Consider the following 15,961-nt stretch of genomic DNA (forward strand, 5'->3'; position numbering starts at 1 on the left):
ATGGGTGCGTATTTGCGATAACGCGTCGACGTCGAACCACGTCGGAGGCGGAGTTTGGATTCAGTTTGTTCGTTTTACAGGTCCAGCACTAGGGTCTTGCTCACCGGTCTGGAGACGCAAATCGTGAGAAATTCTTTTCGGTCGTCGTCATCCAGGATGAAATCGTTGTGCTCGACTTCACCTTCGAGGTAGCGAACCTTGCAAGTCGCGCACAAGCCGGCGCAGCATGAGGTCGGAACTTCAATACCCGCCTCACTCAGCGCTTCGCTGAAGTTCTGGTTGGGCCCGACATGCACGACCAGGCCTGTGCTGGCAATCGTGACGTCACACCCGTCCTGAACCGTACCGGTGGGCTCCCGCTTCGGCTGCTCCGGCGCCTTGAAATGCTCAAAGTGGACGGTGCCTTTTGGCCAATGACTTGCTGCGTCAGCGCAAGCCGCCATGAACCCACCCGGGCCGCAGTAGTAAACATGCGTGCCCGGCGTGGGCTTGCTCAACAGCGCGCGCAAGTCGAGCTGGTTCGCTCCTTCGCCGTCGTCGAAGTGATAGCGAAGCTGGCCGGTGCGCTGCATACGTTCCAGCTCGGGGCCGAAAGCCGCCGCTTCTGCGCTTCGGGCGCAATAGTGCATCACAAAATCAACGCCGCGCTCTTCCAGTTCGTGTGCCATCGCCTTCAACGGCGTGACGCCAATGCCGCCCGCAATCAGGATGACCTGTTTCGCGTCTTCTGCGAGCTCGAAGTGATTCCGGGGCTTGCTGATGGTCACGATATCCCCGGCCGAGATGCTTTCGTGAACAGCACGCGAGCCGCCGCGGCCGTTTTCGTCCTTCAGTACGGCGATGACATAGCGGTTGCGCTCGGCGGGCGGGTTGCAGAGAGAGTACTGCCTGATGGCGCCGTTCTTCAGGTGGATGTCGATGTGCGACCCGGCTTCAAAGCGGGGTAGTGCCTTTCCGTTCAGACTTGTGAGTTCGTACGAATTGATACCTTTGCCTTCGTAACGAATCTGCTTCACACGAACATCGAGCGTAGCGGCTTCGATATCTTCAACCGCTTCTTCTCTTTCCAATACTGTGTCCATGGTCTTTTCCTTCCTGGCGAGTAGCCAGCCGCAGGTGCTCGCGACTGGTACCGGTGCGCACCGACTCGCAGGGGTGGTGCGCCCGCCGTGTTAGCCCTTAAGCGACTGCTCGAGTTCTTCGAACTTGTTGCGGACGAACTCGCCGCGTTCTTCGCCCTTCATGTTGTCGCTTACGGTGAGAATTTGTACGACCGCTTTCAGCACCTTGCGACGACGCGCAACTTCTTCTTCGAGCGTTGCGCCTTCGGCGATTTCGAACACGTTGCCTGAGCAGAAGCTGTTGGGAGCGCCGCCCAATGCACGGAACCACTCCGCGAAACCTTGCGCTGACGCCGCTGCATTCGTGCCGCGGACTGCGTCGCGCAGCATCTTGCGGAACTGGTAGAGGCCCGCGTCGAACTTCGTCGGATTTTCCAGCGCATGTACTGCAATGGGACGCTGGCTGATGATGGCTTCGTAGTCGCCCGGTGCGTATTGAGCCTGCTTGTAAATCGCGCGTTCACGATGATTCGGCGGAATCGGCGGCATGTCTTCGAGCTTGTATTTGCCGAAGCGCTCTGGACGGCGCATCGCGACCTGCCCTTCGAGGAAGTCGATGGTCTCGTAGCCGACCATTTCCTTGTTACCCACGCCGCGGGTGTCGATGCCCGGGCCCATGACACGCCAGCCAATCATCTTGCTGTTTTCGTCATCGACGGGCACCGTCCAGCGGATGATGTGGAAGCGGCTGAAGTACTTCTTCTTCGAGCCATCTTCCGACGTGTACGCATGCAGGCTCAGGTTCGGAAGGACTTGGTGCTGGACCCGGACGAACAGCCGGTCCTTGTTGACCCGACGCGCGCCGGCACACGCCAGACTGCGACCGCCTTGAACCGGCACGAAATTCATGTCGGGAGCCACTTCCATCGACGCCGCACCGACTTCGTCGAACGTCGTACCCTGGTAGTTACCGTCGACCACGCTCTTGCCTGCGTGCAACGCCGTGGGGTGATAGTTGTCCGCTGCGTTGTCTTGAACCTGCAGCCAGTTGCAGTGCTGGAAGTTGCTGTACGGGACCAGTTCGTCGCCGGGCATTACCGTGTAGTCGCCTTCCCACTCCGGGAAGGGCGGCTCCTCTTCGGGCGGGCCCATATAGGCGAAGACGAGGCCATTGCGCTCGACAGCCTTGTAAGCGCCTTGGCGAATAGAGCATGCGTACTTTTCTGCTTCCTTCTCTTCGCCCTTCGGGAACGGCACGTGGAGGCAGGCGCCGTCCACATCGAACACCATGCCGTGATAGCAGCACATGATGCCGTGCTCCTGAATAGCGCCGTATTCGAGAGAAGCGCCTCGGTGCACGCAATGCGCATGCAGCACGCCGACACGGCCGCTTTTGTCGCGGAACGCGACGAGCTCTTCGTTCATGATTTTTAGGAAGCGCGGTGTGTCGGTCAGTTCCATCGACATACACACCGGATGCCAGAACCGGCGCATGAATTCGCCCGTCGGGGTGCCTGGCCCCGTTTCCGTGAGCTCGGGGTCGTGCTCGGGCGTGCGGTTCGCGTAGTAACCGCCGAACGGAATCAGCTTTTTGGCGACCGGAGCCGAACCTCCTCCGATGCGCTTCTGTTCATCCACCTTGTCCGATTTGACGCTCATGACTTCCTGCCTCCAAGAATTGATAGGACCACACTCGGGTGTTATGGTCAGAACAGTCTACCGACTACTGTGTTCTGAACTCTGTATCCAAAGATTAAGCGGGCGCCGCGCTAATGTCTCTATGGGTAAACACCCAGGCGCGGGATTTTTGCGGTCTGGGACGCGCGCGGCAGCGTCGTCCAAGAATGAGCGCCTTGCACGGGGTGACGGCGCCAAGTCTTTGAATATATGTGTTTTTCGACGTTCTCTTTGCATTGAGTCGCAAGGGCGGCACGTGAATCCGTGTCGCGCTACGAGGCAGTTATGCTGCTGGGCGAAACGGTCTTTCCGTTGCCGAGCACAAGTACGCGCCTGGTTTTCAGCCCACATTTGAGGCCCGGCTGTCGATTTTGAAAACACCTACGCCGTCCTCAACGCGTCCTCCGTGTTTCTACCGATATGCCGTCCATCTTTGAACACCTTACGCTCACTGTATACAGTAGTCGGTAGTCAGAATGCATCTGTTCAGACAAGTGTCGACTGCTTCAATCCGGAGACAAAGGAACAAACACGATGAAAATGCCTGATTACCTCATGGTGTCAGAAGGGACAGCGCCCGCACCGATGGCATACCCGATTGGCGAGACGGGTTTTTCATTCAAGGAAAGCGAACGGCCCAATTTGGCGCTCACGTTGTGGATAGATGCAGATGCGATTCCGCCAGCGGCCCGTGCAGTCTTGCAATCGAAAGGGCGGTTTGAAGCACTGACCGGTCTGATACGGGTGCTAACCGAGGTCGACGGCTTCGGACGGTTTCGCGCCGGGTGGGTTCTTGGTCGGACGACCGGTGGTCTTGTGTCGATTGTCGTGCGGGATGCAAATCACTGTAGCGCGAAGGGTCTGCGTGATGATGCTGCCTTCAGCGTCAGACAAGCCGAGCGGTATTGCGCGACTTCTGCTGCCGTTCTTGTTCAGCAAAGTGACGCGAACGGTGGTCGCGGGGCACGGGAGGCGCTTGAAAGCGCGTTCATGGCGAGCTATGTGCAACCGGACCGGTTGTATAGGTCCGAGCTTCATTCGGAATGCCCGGTCTGGTTCGCGTGCTTGTCGTCAGGCGTCCACTGATACTGATGGACAATCTGTCCCCTTTGATTTCGGACGGCCTCTTTCAGACAACCCAGTAGTTCTGGCAATACTGGTAAGCTCACAGTATTCTGTATTCACAGCAGTTGTCATCATGCCAGCAAAACTCTTGAAACTGCAATCGCGGCCAGACTATGTAGACGAAGTCTACAGGGTGCTGCTTGACGCCATCAGCGAGGGCTCGCTTGCTCCGGGAACGCGCATCGTCCAGGAGGAAATCGCGGAGCAGCTAGCAGTATCTCGGTCGCCCGTGCTGCAGGCATTCCGGCTCTTGAAGAAGGACGGTCTGGTTGAGGACGCGCCCGGCCGTGGGCTGCAAGTTGCGCCACTCGATGCGCGACGGGTCGGTCACCTCTATGAACTGAGAGGCGCGCTGGACGCCCTCGCTGCCCGTCTCGCCGCGAGGCAGCGGGTGAAGTTAGACAAGGCTCTGATTGCTAACGGCCGCAAGGCATCGAAGAGTGGTGCCATCAAGGCCATGATTGAGGCTGACATGGCTTTTCACACTGCTATCTATTCGGCGTCTGGCAATCCGTTGATAGTCGAGAATGCACGTCTCCATTGGATTCATCTGCGACGCGTGATGGGAGCCGTGCACCAAGTAATTGGCCAGCGCAAGACAGTGTGGGACGAACACGCTGCGATAGCTGACGCTATCGCGGACGGCAACGAAGCGCTTGCCGCGGAACTCAGCATGCGGCACACAGAGTTTGCGCGAGAGAACTTGGTCCAGCATATGACTGGGCCTCTAAGGAGTGAAGTCGACGCGTTATCGAGGCCAGGTTAGGCCTGTCGCTGAAGCCCTTGCCGGAGTCGCGGTACCATCTGCGTGCAGGAAGGGACTGCGTGGGCGCGCTCGATATACGGACCGATATGTCCGCTCCGCCGCTCAATGGCGACAATAGTTGGCGAGGCTGCCCAAGCTTGGGGACGCTACTGACTTGATTGAGCGTCGACAGCCCGTCCCCTCGAATCTTGCATACGTCTTCCGTTCCGACAACCGAGTACACCGCGATGAAACTGGCTGAGAAAGCCGGATTGCGAGTGCGGGAAGGTTGCCGACGACTCTCAGCCACAAGGCGATATGCGTTTGGTGCGAGGTAGGCCAAGCCAGGCGCAGTCGAACGCAGTATTGCTTATGCCACGGGCTGGCGTTTGCCGGTATCGACGAGATGGACTCTCCGCATATGCCAAATGCGTGCGTCGAAGCGTCCATACGGACGTGTTGCCACACAGCGCTGCTTGCCTAACATGTTTCTGCGGAGTTATATAAACGTATGGTCCTAAAATCTCTCACACTCAAAGTGTTTGTCCGTGCGGCGAAACGTGCCGGCTAAGCAGCCTCACATCCAACAAAATCCTGTTCGCAGAATAGGTAACCGTTCCCATTGCAAAAGAGCCCAAAAAGGAGCGACAGCACATTCGGACTTAACGCTCGAGCGCATGTCGCGTCCTTGCCATAATATCTTCCCCGATGGCGAATCTTCCCTACAAGTACGAAGCGAAGATAGAAGCAGCGACGCCTTATCGGCATAAACCGCCGCTGCGTCAATTGCATCAGCGTAGCTCGGGTGCATCCATTTTCACGTGGAATCCCCCGTGGTCGAGTCGACCAGCCACTCCTGTATCGATGCTTCAATGGTGATGAACGAGCGATTCCTGCCTTCCATGATTTTTCCCGCGAAGACCTGACCGCGCGTGTCGGCTACAACGCCGCTAAGAGCCGCTCGCCAGTACCCGTTCTCGAACTCGCAAATCTCGCCGGAGACGCTTAGTATCTCGACGCCCGGGCCCGTCACCGTGATGACCCGTTCCGCGTTCGCCGGACCATAAGCCAAATTCGCCTCTATCAGGCTCCCAACCACGCTTCGTATCACCGCTCGGCGTATTTGGTTCTTCTGACATAATGTTTGCAGTGCTTGCACCAAGTCATCATTGGGCATGATTCGAGCAACCAAAAGCCGACCATAATGCCCTGACTCCACCGTCGTCACCTCAGTCTTAGTGATAAACGCAGTGTTCATTTTCGCACCACAGGTTGTAAGAGTTCGAAAGTGGTCTCAATATCTGCTGAAACGACGAGATTGACATCGGCGAACATGGATAGCCGGACGGTCAGTCCTGCACTACTTGCGACGCACTTGGAGAGAATGATATGACCGCCGTGTTGGACACCGCACTCGTCGACGAATCCCCCATGACAATGCAAAATCCGGGAGTCATTTGCCAGGCGACCTACATTGATTGATGAGGTTATGAGTGTGGATTGGCCGTAAACGACTACGGGAGGGCCATACACATATGGCTTAATGCCCGTCCGCGCTTTAGTCATGACGTGGTATTGAGCTTCAGAGAAGCCTCCGCTCGGGATTTGCCCGCAGCCTGACCCTTGCGGTGCTTGCTTTTCAAGCACTCTCTCTATCGCCTCTCCGACATTCTGTCCGCTCGGCACATAGACCAGAATCTCCCGAGTCTCTTGACTACTTCGGGCCTCTACTATTCGCTCTCTCGCCACTTGACCAGGATGCTTGAAATCGCGTGGGACGAATATATCCCCATGGTGCGCTGCCCGGTTTTCGTGGCGCAGCTCGACGTGAACCTGCTCCATCTACTTCTCCTCTTTTACGCGCTTTTGGCGCATTGTGCCGCGTCGGGTTGGTGGGCGACGCGGCAATCAAGAAAACGGAGTTCTCCTGCCTTCACGTTGCAAGTTCGTTATTACGCGTCTCTCGATAATTTGCGAACTTTGAGGTCTTCCCGATGCCGGGATTCAGGCAATTGCATGGGTCGAGGCTGCGATAAAAGTCGGCCAAGGTTTTCTCCGCCTGGTACAGATGACCTACATTGTGTTCGGCCGGGTACTTGGCTCCGCGCTCATCGCAAATCTTCAAGAGCTGATGCTCGATTTCGAGGCAGTCCAAACCTTTCTTTACGATATAGTCCTGGTGGAAGACATGGCAAAAGAAATGGCCGTAGTAGAGCTTGAGCACAATTTTGCTATCGATATCGGGCGGAAGCTTCTCTTCCCAGTTTCGGTCGTTGCGCCGTAGCGCGATATCCAGCGCCACGATGTCCTCGACTTCCTGCCGATGAACGGCCCGATAGCGAATTGCCGCGCTTGCCGCGACAAAGCGATGCAAAAATGCTTTCCTCGCTTCGGCAGAGGTGCATTGGAAGAAATCGGTTTCCAAGCTCTCTCGCAGTGAGCTTAGATAGTCTCGCACTTCCGCTTCGGATGAGGCAGACACTTTGACCATCAAATGGTGCTCGAAGCGACGCCTAAACTGCTGCATTCGGCTTGGCAAATGGTTGGGCAAAAGCCGGCTTAGCGCCTGCAACATTCGGTCCGATATGCCATTACCTGCAGCGCCGAGTCCACCCGCAACGGAATCCACCCAGTTCTTAACTGTGAAGAGCTCGGGAAGACGGCGTGTGCCAAGCCGCTCAATGGCAACAAACATGTCTTTTCCATATTCTTCGGCCATGTCGTATGCATCTCGATGCAGATACTCACCCGCTATAGGGACAGTCGAGCACTCGGTGAGCAAATGGCGACGAACGTCCGTCAGGTGGGACGTGCGGTTAGTACCTATGTAGAACGTCTTCGTGGCCTTCTCCGCCGCGAACGTATCGAGCCGGACCGCGAAGACCATCAGTTTTCCCGCGGAACCTGCAGCTTCGAAGAGTCGAAGTGGGTCGGCGTTGTATCGCGCCGGTGTCTCGGAATCAACATCTCGGACATGGTGCGTGTAGTCTCTATCCGATGCTGCGTCGGGTAAGCGCAGAATGTCCCGGTCTGAAAAGTTTCCGGCTTCCAAACGCGACAGGACAACCTCCGGCCCCTCGCCGAGTTCGATTCCCAAGTGATTGACGAGGTGTACCTGCCTGTTCACATCCACACGCGCATACAGAGCAAGTTCCGTATAGGCCGGGCCCCGGCGAACCAGCGACCCCCCAGAGTTGTTGCAGACGCCACCGATGACTGAGGCTCCGATGCAAGACGAACCAATTACCGAATGCGGTTCGCGACCCAACGGCTTGAGGGTTCGCTCAAGCTGGTCCAACGTGGTTCCTGCAAGACAGACCACTTGCTCACCGCCCAGGATAACGTGCAATCTCCTAATCCTCGTCGTGTTAATGACGACCACGTCGCGCCCGTGACAATCGCCGTTCGGAGTTGAGCCCCCAGTGAGCCCCGTGTTCGACGCCTGGGTAATAACGACGGCATTTTGCTGGATGCACGACACGAACGCGCGCCACATCTCAGCCAGCGAACCTGGCCGCACCACGGCGAGGGCCTCGCCCTTGCCGAATCGGAAGCCGCTTGTGTATCTCCGCGTTGCTCTATGGCCGGTTAGAACGTGCCGTTTGCCAACGATTGAGCGAAGCGAGTGCAGAAGGTCGCGCATTGCACGGCCCGTCGGAGCTGTCAGGACATCGGCCATATCAGCTCTCTTCGCCCAGGCCACTCGTTGACGGGCGACCGCTGGACCACTGCAAGTCCATTGGGTCATGCGATGAAATCGCACAAAGGAACTCAAAACGTTCCGAGCAACTGAGTTCCTTAATGTTCAGTTCTCGAACGGATAAACCGTTCCAGAAAAACTCCTCACCGTTAAAGTGCAACACAATCAATCTCCCGATACCTGCTACCCGATTCTTCGCAATTCGCTTTTGTAGCGTCGCGCTCTTTCTACGTACTCTTCAGCATTTAGTGAAATGAAGGCTGCGTCGTCATCAGTGAGTGCACGCAAAGCCTTCGCCGGGTTTCCGAGAATCAACGAAGACTCAAGAAATCTTTTTCCTTGCGGGACTAGCGAGCAAGCGCCGACCAGGCAGCGCGCACCAATGACCGCACCATTGAGAACGACCGCCTGAATGCCGACGAGACTGCTTGAACCAATCGTGCAACCATGAAGCATGGCGGCGTGCCCGACCGATACTGCGCTCCCAATCACCACCGGGAAGCCTAAGTCCGCATGAACGACGGCACCATCTTGGATATTCGAGTTTGCGCCGATAAGAATCTTCTCGTTGTCGCCGCGAATGATGACGCCTGGCCATATTGATACACCTTCAGCTATTTCTACGTTTCCAATCACGACCGCGTGACCGGAGACGTACGCATCAGGATGAATTGCTGGGCTATGGTCTCGAAAGCTGTAGATAGCCACTACGCCCTCGCCGTGAACGGTACTTTGCTGGATTCTGCAGCTTTTGATTCGTTGAGAAGAGCGCGAACGTCCTTCTTCGTAATCTTTCCATACGCGGACTTAGGCAGCGAGTCCCAGTAGACAAAGTGACGCGGCCACTTGTACTTTGCCAGACGTCCATCGAGGTGCGCGAGCAGTTCCTCGTCTGAAACCGTCACGTCGCCACGTCGGACAATGACTGCGACGCCGACCTCGCCCCACTTTTCGTCGGGTATGCCGAGCACTGCGACCTCTTGAATAGTCGGATGTCTCAGCAGAGCCTCTTCGACTTCACGTGGGTAGATGTTAGAGCCACCCGAGATATACATGTCGGAGGAGCGCCCGGTCACATAGAGATAGCCGTCGCGGTCGAGGTGACCCAGGTCACCTGTGTGGAACCAACCGTCCTTGAATGCCTTCTTGTTCGCGTCCGGATTGTTGTCATAGCCGATAAACACCGCTGGACCACGAACACAGATTTCGCCTGTTTCGAAAGGCTCAAGTTTCATGCTATCGTCATCGAGAATGGCTATTTCCATCCCTGTTCGAGGATAGCCGCAGGTACCAACGCGAGCGTCAGCGTCGTCGTCATCCTCGCGGTGCATGTCCGGCGGAAGTACCGTGATGTTGCCGGTGACTTCTCCCAAGCCATAGTACTGAACCAGCACTCGACCGAGCTTCTGGAGTGCGCGCTGCTGGTCTGCCCGATACATCGGTGCGCCTGCATAGATAACAAACTTCAACGAGCTGTGGTCGTACTGGTCGACTGACTCGTGTTCGGTAAGAATCTTGACGATAGTCGGCACGGTGAACATGTTGTCCACCTTGTGCTTTTCGACCAAGGCCCATGCTTCCTCCGCGTCGAGGCGTTCCGAGCTTGGAACTATGCTTGCTGCGCCACGCGCGGTATTCACAATCGCGTGAATGCCAGCTCCGTGCGACAGAGGTGCGACAACGAGTGAGCGCGAGCGATAGTTGATGCCAGGCATCAAGTCGGCGAGATGATTTGTGACCACGAATGCCATCTGGCCGTGCGTGAGCGTCCCTGCCTTCGGGTAACCAGTCGTGCCAGACGTGTAAAAGAACCACAAAGGGTCATCACGGTCCACTTCTTCGGCATCGAACGAGCCCTCGCAGTCTGTCTTGAGAAGGTCGTCGTACGCGAGTTCGCCGCTGCGTGCATTGCCCAACGCAACCACAATCTCAAGGGCGTCGGACGCTTCACGGACCGCATCCACATACGGCTCGAACCCCGAGTCATAGAACATCACTCTTGCACCGCTGGATTTCGCGAGATAACCGGCTTCGGGAGGAGCGATGCGATAGTTCGTCGGCACCCACACCGCACCCAGCTTGAATGCGACATACGCGCTCTCGAAAAGAGGCAGATTGTTACGCGAATGAATGAGAATTTTGTCGCCTTTGCGGACGCCTTTTGTCCGCAGCGCAGTGCACACCGCGTCAACACGGCGATTGATTTCAGCCCAGGTGTGCGTGCGGGTCGACGTAATGAAGCCAGGTTCTTCGGGATGGCGACAAGCAACCTGAGTCAAGAGGTTGCCAAGGTTCATAACTTTCGTAAGCATGTTCGATTACCTGTCCCGGACTCAAGCCCGACGCTCGAGGATGGAAAGATAGTTGGTGACCGCGGCGCCGCCCATGTTAAACACGGCACCTACCGTCGCATTGGGTATTTGCATGTCGCCCGCATCGTTTGCGAGTTGCATCGCCGCCATCACGTGCTGTGATACACCGGTCGCGCCAATCGGGTGACCCTTTGACTTAAGTCCGCCAGACGGGTTGACTGGGAGCCGGCCCTGCTTGGTCGTCACGCCCTCCAAAATGACTCGTGCGCCCTGGCCTTGCTCGGCGAGCCCCATGGCCTCGTACTCAAGCAGTTCGGCAATCGTGAAGCAGTCATGGGTCTCAACGAAGGCCAAATCGTCCAGTGTCATGCCAACCTCTGCCAGACCGGTCTTCCACGTCTTCGCGGCACCCTCGAAGCGGGTGGCATCGCGCTTTGAGAGCGGCAGATAATCGCTAATTTGCGTTGCGCTGCGAAAGGCGATGGCGCGCGGCGCATCACGAATAGCATCGTCAGCTGCAATAAGCAGCGCGGCTGCACCGTCTGAGACCAAGGAGCAGTCCGTGCGCTTGAGCGGACCGGCCACAAAGGGGTTCTTCTCGGAGGGATTCCTGCAGAAATCGAAGCTGAACTCCCGACGCATATGCGCGTAGGGATTTGCCAGTCCGTTCTGGTGGTTCTTCACGGCGATGGCCGCGAGCGCGTCGGATTGGTCACCGTAACGTGAGAAGTACTCTTCGGCAATTTTGCCAAACAGGCCCGCAAACCCGCCTGGTACGCCAAGCTCTTCGCGCGCGTAGGAACATTTGAGGAGAACGTCACCTACTTCCTTCGTGGGCAATCCGCTCATCTTCTCGACACCAATGACCAGCGCATAGCGGGAGCGGCCCGCTTTTATTGCATCCAGAGCCGAATAAATTGCAGCCGAGCCGGTCGCGCAGGCGTTCTCGCACCTGACGGTCGACGCGAACCGGAGTTCCGAAATGTGGTTGAAAATGAGTGCGGACGGGAAGTCTTGATAGACAAATCCCGCGTTGAAGGTCCCTACATGCACGGAGTCGATTCGCGATGCGTCGACGCACGCATGAGCTAGCGCCTTCGCGGCAACGTCCGCCATCATTTCCTCGGGCTCGAGAGCGTCGAGCTTGCCGAACGGGATGTGGCTCCAGCCGATGATTGAGGGTTCCAATTTGAATCTCCTTTGTTCTGTTAAAACGTCGAACTCGTGGCTCAGAAAGCGCGTTTTCAGCCGGACAGGCTCTGTTGAATAACCCGAGGCTTCATCCGAACCGCCGCCGGAACAACTGGCGCGAAAGACAAGTCAGCCGCACCGTTTACTGCTCACTTTAAAAAGCCGGTCGAGAACCAAGGCACAAGGGCGATGATGACGACGCCCGCGAACAGCGCTAGCGCATATCGGACCATCGGACCTACACCTTCATTCGGGTTGACCTTGCCGACAGCGCATGCGGAGTAATAGCCGACGCCGAACGGAGGCATGAAAAGGCCAATACCCATGGAAAGGATGACCACCATTGCGTAGTGCACCTCGTGCACGCCCACCGTCTGAGCCACAGGGAAGAGCAACGGCCCAAACAGCACGACCGCAGGAATCCCTTCAAGCACGCTACCTAACACAATGAATCCGCCGATTGAAGCGGCGAGGAAACCCCATTTACCACCGGGCAGGATTTGCGCCGCTTGCGCAAGCGCATCCGAAAAGCCGGATTGCGTGAGAGCCCAAGCCATTCCGGTTGCGGCTCCGATGATGAGCAGAATGGCGCCAGACAAGGAGGCCGAGTCAACCAGCATCGGATAGATTCGCTTCCATTTGAACTGTCGGTATATAAGCAGACCCGCAACAACCGAGTATGCGATGCCAATCGTCGAAACCTCGGTTGCGGTCGCGATACCCTCGACGACAGCGAAGCGAATCAGAAACGGCAGGAAGATTGCCGGGAGCGCGACGATGAACGTCCGCACAATCGTCTTCGAGTCAGCTTTTGCAACAGTTGCGATAACTGCTTTGCGATTACGAAACCAGACCATTCCGCACAACAAGAACCCCACGACGACAGCGGGCACGATGCCGCCGGTAAACAGCGCCGTTATGGAGACGCCGGTTACTGACCCAATCGTGATGAGCACAAGGCTCGGCGGAATCGTCTCTGTTTGGGCGCCAGAAGCGGACAGCAACGCGACGAGTTCACCAGGCTCACATCCTTGTTTCCGCATCTCTGGGAATAACGCCGGCGCAATCGCTGCCATGTCTGCTGCCTTCGAGCCGGAAATCCCGGACACGAGGTACATGGCACCAATCAACACATAAGACAGACCCCCGCGGGTATGTCCGAGCAAGGCAACGAGGAACGCAATCAGCCGTTGTGCCATGCCTGTCATCTCAATGAGCAGGCCGAGAAAAACGAAAAGGGGAACAGACAACAAAATCAGATGCGACATGCCTTCCGCCATCCGCCCGACGAGAATGTCGCTCGGAGTCGACGTCGTCAACGTAAGGTACGCGAGCGTCGACAGGCCGAAAGAGAACGCAATAGGAACGCCTGCGAGCACAGCGCCGCCCATTAGAACCACGAAGAAGATGAGGAGATTGAGGGAGCCCAGGTCTGCGAGCCTTGACTTCGAAAGGAAGAGCACTCCGCCGATGGCCACACACACCAGCATGGCTTTCAACGCGGTCAACAGCTTCGCTGTGTTGACCAGTCGAACGACTGCGCTCAGTGCCATCAGGGCAGCACCAATCGGCAAGGCCGCAGTGCGCCAGAGCATCGAAAGGCCGGTCGCCGGCAGTGTCATGATTGCGTCGTTCTCTGCGGAATCGTAAGCGGGAACGATGATGAGCAGCAGGAACGTCAAGGCGGCGATAATAGAGATTGCTTCGAAGAGCGCTGCCGTCTCCGGCTTCATGCGGCTCACTAGCGACGACATACGCATATGCTCGCCGCGACGTAGCGCAACCACCGCGCCGAACATTGCCAACCAGAGAAACAGCAAGGAAGCAAACTCATCTGACCACGTTAAGGGGCTGTGGAGGACATAGCGGGCGACAATGCCCGACGTCAGCAAGACAACCTCTGTGAGAACCAGGAGCGCGGCTATGATTTCGACGCTGCCTCCAACGGCACGGTCAATTGCGCTGAAGAATTGCCCCGTGCGGCGCTTCGTATGCGCCGGAGGCGTGTCGGCAGTCGCCGATAGTTGCTGCGAGACTCGCATGAAAACTCCCGATATCCACTCTGGTGGATTACTCAAACCATTGGCTCAACGACGCGACACGGCGGTGTTGCCCTCGTGAGGCAAACCGCCTTTCGGTTCGGCGGTTTTGCCCGGTAAGGCAAGCCGAGCTTCAATCGACCCTGTGTTTCGAGGTAGTGTCAACCCAGCTTTCCAGCGTAGGTTTCAAGATGAGCCCATGCTTCCGCTCCAAACTTGTTCTTCCACTCGGAGTAGAAACCGGCGTCGGCGAGCTTCTTGCGGAATGGCGCCGGGTCAGGTTTGTTGAACTTGAGCCGCTTCTGCGAAAGGTCTTGCGCCAGCGACACGGCGAGTTTCTCGCTGTCAGCGCGCTGTGCATCCGCGGCAGCATTGAGGTTCTTCGCAACGACATTTCTCAGGTCCTGGGGCAGGTTCTGCCATGACCGATTGTTCGCGAGCAACCAGTAGCCATCCCAGACGTGTGAGGTCTGGGAGCAGGTCTTCTGAACTTCATAAAGCTTGGCGGTGGCAACGATGGAAAGAGGATTCTCTTGCGCATCCACAACTCGCGTCTGCAGCGCCGAATACAACTCGTTGAAGTTAATAGGCGTCGGCGCGGCACCCAGCGACTTGAAGAGCGACAACAGCAGCGGGCTGACCGGGACTCGAATGCGCATGTTCGCAAGTTGACCCGGATTGTCGATTTGCGAGTTCGCCGTGATTTGACGGAAGCCGTTGTCCCAGACTTTATCCATCACGACCAGCCCGGAGGCTTTGATTTTTTCGCGGATGTAGCCGCCAAGTGACCCATCCATCGCTTTCCAGACGGTCGGATAGTCGGGAAATGCAAAGCCGACACTGTTGAGAGACGCCATGGGCACCAAGTTCGCGAGGACAACGCCGGGCAACGTCAGCAAATCGATGCCCCCACTTCTAACCTGGCTGAGCATCTCGGTGTCGCCACCGAGTTGCCCATTCGGAAACACGCGGATTTCCACCTTGCCGTTCGTTTCTGCCTTTATCTTTTCCGACGCCTCCTTCAGGCGGAGGTAGATAGGGTGCGTGACAGGAACGTTGGTGCCTACTTTGTAGGTATATGTCAGCGTATCGGCGAACACAGACGAACCAGCGAAGCTGACCAGACCCAGTGATGCTCCAGCCTTGATGAGGGTACGGCGGGTGATATCCATGAAAAAGTCTCCAATATCTTCTATTTAGGTGCGCTCTTAGGCGCAACGAGCGGTCAGTCCACCATCGACGACCAAGCTGGTCCCGGTGATGTATTTCGCTTCGTCTGATGCGAGGAACAGCGCCGCATATGCCGTGTCCCAGCCGTCGCCCATCTTTCCGGTCGGCACTTGCTTGTCGCGCTTGTCAATCATTTCGTTCGCGTTGCCGCCATAGGTTTCCTTGAGGGGCTCCTGAATCAATGGGGTATTCATGAAACCCGGCAGGATGCAGTTCGCGCGAACGCCCTGCGCCGCATACTGAACGGCCATGTTCTGCGTCATTGCGACCATGGCAGCCTTAGCCGCGCTGTAGGCGAGGTACGGAAATCCAATCCAGCGCGTGGCCGCAATCGATGCGATGTTCACAATGGAACCTGCACCGTTCGTAAGCATGTGGGGAATGACGTATTTGCACGTCAGGAATACGCTCGATTGATTGACCGCAATGACGCGGTTCCATGAAGCTTCGTCAGTCTCGACCGGACCACCCACCTCAACGATGCCCACGTTGTTGTGCAGAACATCGACCCGGCCAAAGTGCTGGATGCAGGTTGCCGCCATGGCTTGTACGTCTTTGGAATCCGCGACGTTTGCACGCGCCGCGACGCAACGGCCGCCCTCGGCCTTAATCAACTCGGCCGTCTCAAGGGCCGCTTCAATACGGTAGTCCACAGCGAGGACACTCGCGCCTTCGCGCGCATACAGCGCGGCCGCAGCCTTGCCGTTTCCCCAACCTGGGCCAGACGAGCCTGCGCCCGTAACAATCACAACCTTTCCCTTCATTCTCTCGGACATACCGTTACCTTCTTGCCGTTGCGACGGCCCATGCTATCGACCGTCGTGGTTTCCGTGTGTAGACTACGATTAGTACTACTAATTGAAAACATCAGATTTAGCTGC

At 57.0% G+C, this 15,961-nt stretch carries 13 protein-coding genes; 2 read left to right on the plus strand and 11 right to left on the minus strand.

The window, feature by feature from the left end; all coding sequences use genetic code 11:
• Nucleotides 1-74: 74 nt before the first annotated feature.
• Both F759_RS0127525 and F759_RS0127530 read right to left on the minus strand, forming a co-directional pair.
• Nucleotides 75-1,082, minus strand: coding sequence for a PDR/VanB family oxidoreductase (locus F759_RS0127525; protein ID WP_027802699.1), 1,008 nt, complete (start codon nt 1,080-1,082; stop codon nt 75-77).
• 90 nt (nt 1,083-1,172) lie between these two features.
• Nucleotides 1,173-2,720 (minus strand): Rieske 2Fe-2S domain-containing protein, encoded by a 1,548-nt coding sequence (locus tag F759_RS0127530; RefSeq protein ID WP_027802700.1) that lies wholly within the window; start codon nt 2,718-2,720, stop codon nt 1,173-1,175.
• A gap of 552 nt (nt 2,721-3,272) precedes the next feature.
• On the opposite strand from F759_RS0127530, the gene F759_RS0127535 reads away from it, so the two are divergent.
• A complete protein-coding gene (locus F759_RS0127535; protein WP_027802701.1) occupies nt 3,273-3,824 on the plus strand; it encodes a hypothetical protein in 552 nt (183 codons plus the stop codon).
• 112 nt (nt 3,825-3,936) lie between these two features.
• Nucleotides 3,937-4,629: a GntR family transcriptional regulator gene (locus F759_RS0127540; RefSeq protein WP_027802702.1), complete on the plus strand. Its 693-nt coding sequence runs from the start codon at nt 3,937-3,939 to the stop codon at nt 4,627-4,629.
• 796 nt (nt 4,630-5,425) lie between these two features.
• On the opposite strand, the gene F759_RS0127545 is transcribed toward F759_RS0127540, so the two are convergent.
• The 9 genes from F759_RS0127545 to F759_RS0127585 all read right to left on the minus strand — a co-directional run bounded on the left by F759_RS0127545 (nt 5,426) and on the right by F759_RS0127585 (nt 15,856).
• Entirely contained in the window at nt 5,426-5,866 is a 441-nt protein-coding gene (locus F759_RS0127545) for a PPC domain-containing DNA-binding protein (protein ID WP_036025387.1), read from the minus strand.
• A complete protein-coding gene (locus F759_RS0127550) occupies nt 5,863-6,450 on the minus strand; it encodes a hypothetical protein (RefSeq protein ID WP_027802704.1) in 588 nt (195 codons plus the stop codon). The genes F759_RS0127545 and F759_RS0127550 overlap by 4 nt, the downstream gene beginning before the upstream one ends.
• A 91-nt stretch (nt 6,451-6,541) precedes the next feature.
• A complete protein-coding gene (dld, locus tag F759_RS0127555; protein ID WP_036025388.1) occupies nt 6,542-8,287 on the minus strand; it encodes a D-lactate dehydrogenase in 1,746 nt (581 codons plus the stop codon).
• A gap of 204 nt (nt 8,288-8,491) precedes the next feature.
• Nucleotides 8,492-9,016 carry a gamma carbonic anhydrase family protein gene (locus F759_RS0127560; RefSeq protein WP_027802706.1) on the minus strand — a complete coding sequence of 175 codons (525 nt, stop codon included), beginning with the start codon at nt 9,014-9,016 and terminating at the stop codon, nt 8,492-8,494.
• Nucleotides 9,016-10,620, minus strand: coding sequence for an acyl-CoA synthetase (locus F759_RS38705; RefSeq protein WP_051377475.1), 1,605 nt, complete (start codon nt 10,618-10,620; stop codon nt 9,016-9,018). Before F759_RS38705 ends, F759_RS0127560 begins: the two co-directional genes overlap by 1 nt.
• Before the next feature lie 21 nt (nt 10,621-10,641).
• Nucleotides 10,642-11,808, minus strand: coding sequence for an acetyl-CoA acetyltransferase (locus F759_RS0127570; protein ID WP_027802707.1), 1,167 nt, complete (start codon nt 11,806-11,808; stop codon nt 10,642-10,644).
• 152 nt (nt 11,809-11,960) lie between these two features.
• The gene (locus F759_RS0127575) at nt 11,961-13,853 is read right to left on the minus strand and encodes a TRAP transporter large permease (protein WP_027802708.1); all 1,893 of its coding nucleotides are present in this window, start codon (nt 13,851-13,853) and stop codon (nt 11,961-11,963) included.
• Nucleotides 13,854-14,011: 158 nt separating this feature from the next.
• The gene (locus F759_RS0127580) at nt 14,012-15,022 is read right to left on the minus strand and encodes a TRAP transporter substrate-binding protein (RefSeq protein ID WP_027802709.1); all 1,011 of its coding nucleotides are present in this window, start codon (nt 15,020-15,022) and stop codon (nt 14,012-14,014) included.
• Between the two features lie 36 nt (nt 15,023-15,058).
• Nucleotides 15,059-15,856 carry an SDR family NAD(P)-dependent oxidoreductase gene (locus F759_RS0127585; RefSeq protein ID WP_027802710.1) on the minus strand — a complete coding sequence of 266 codons (798 nt, stop codon included), beginning with the start codon at nt 15,854-15,856 and terminating at the stop codon, nt 15,059-15,061.
• Nucleotides 15,857-15,961 lie beyond the last annotated feature (105 nt).

It is taken from the genome of Paraburkholderia dilworthii (genome assembly GCF_000472525.1).
Lineage (GTDB): Bacteria > Pseudomonadota > Gammaproteobacteria > Burkholderiales > Burkholderiaceae > Paraburkholderia > Paraburkholderia dilworthii.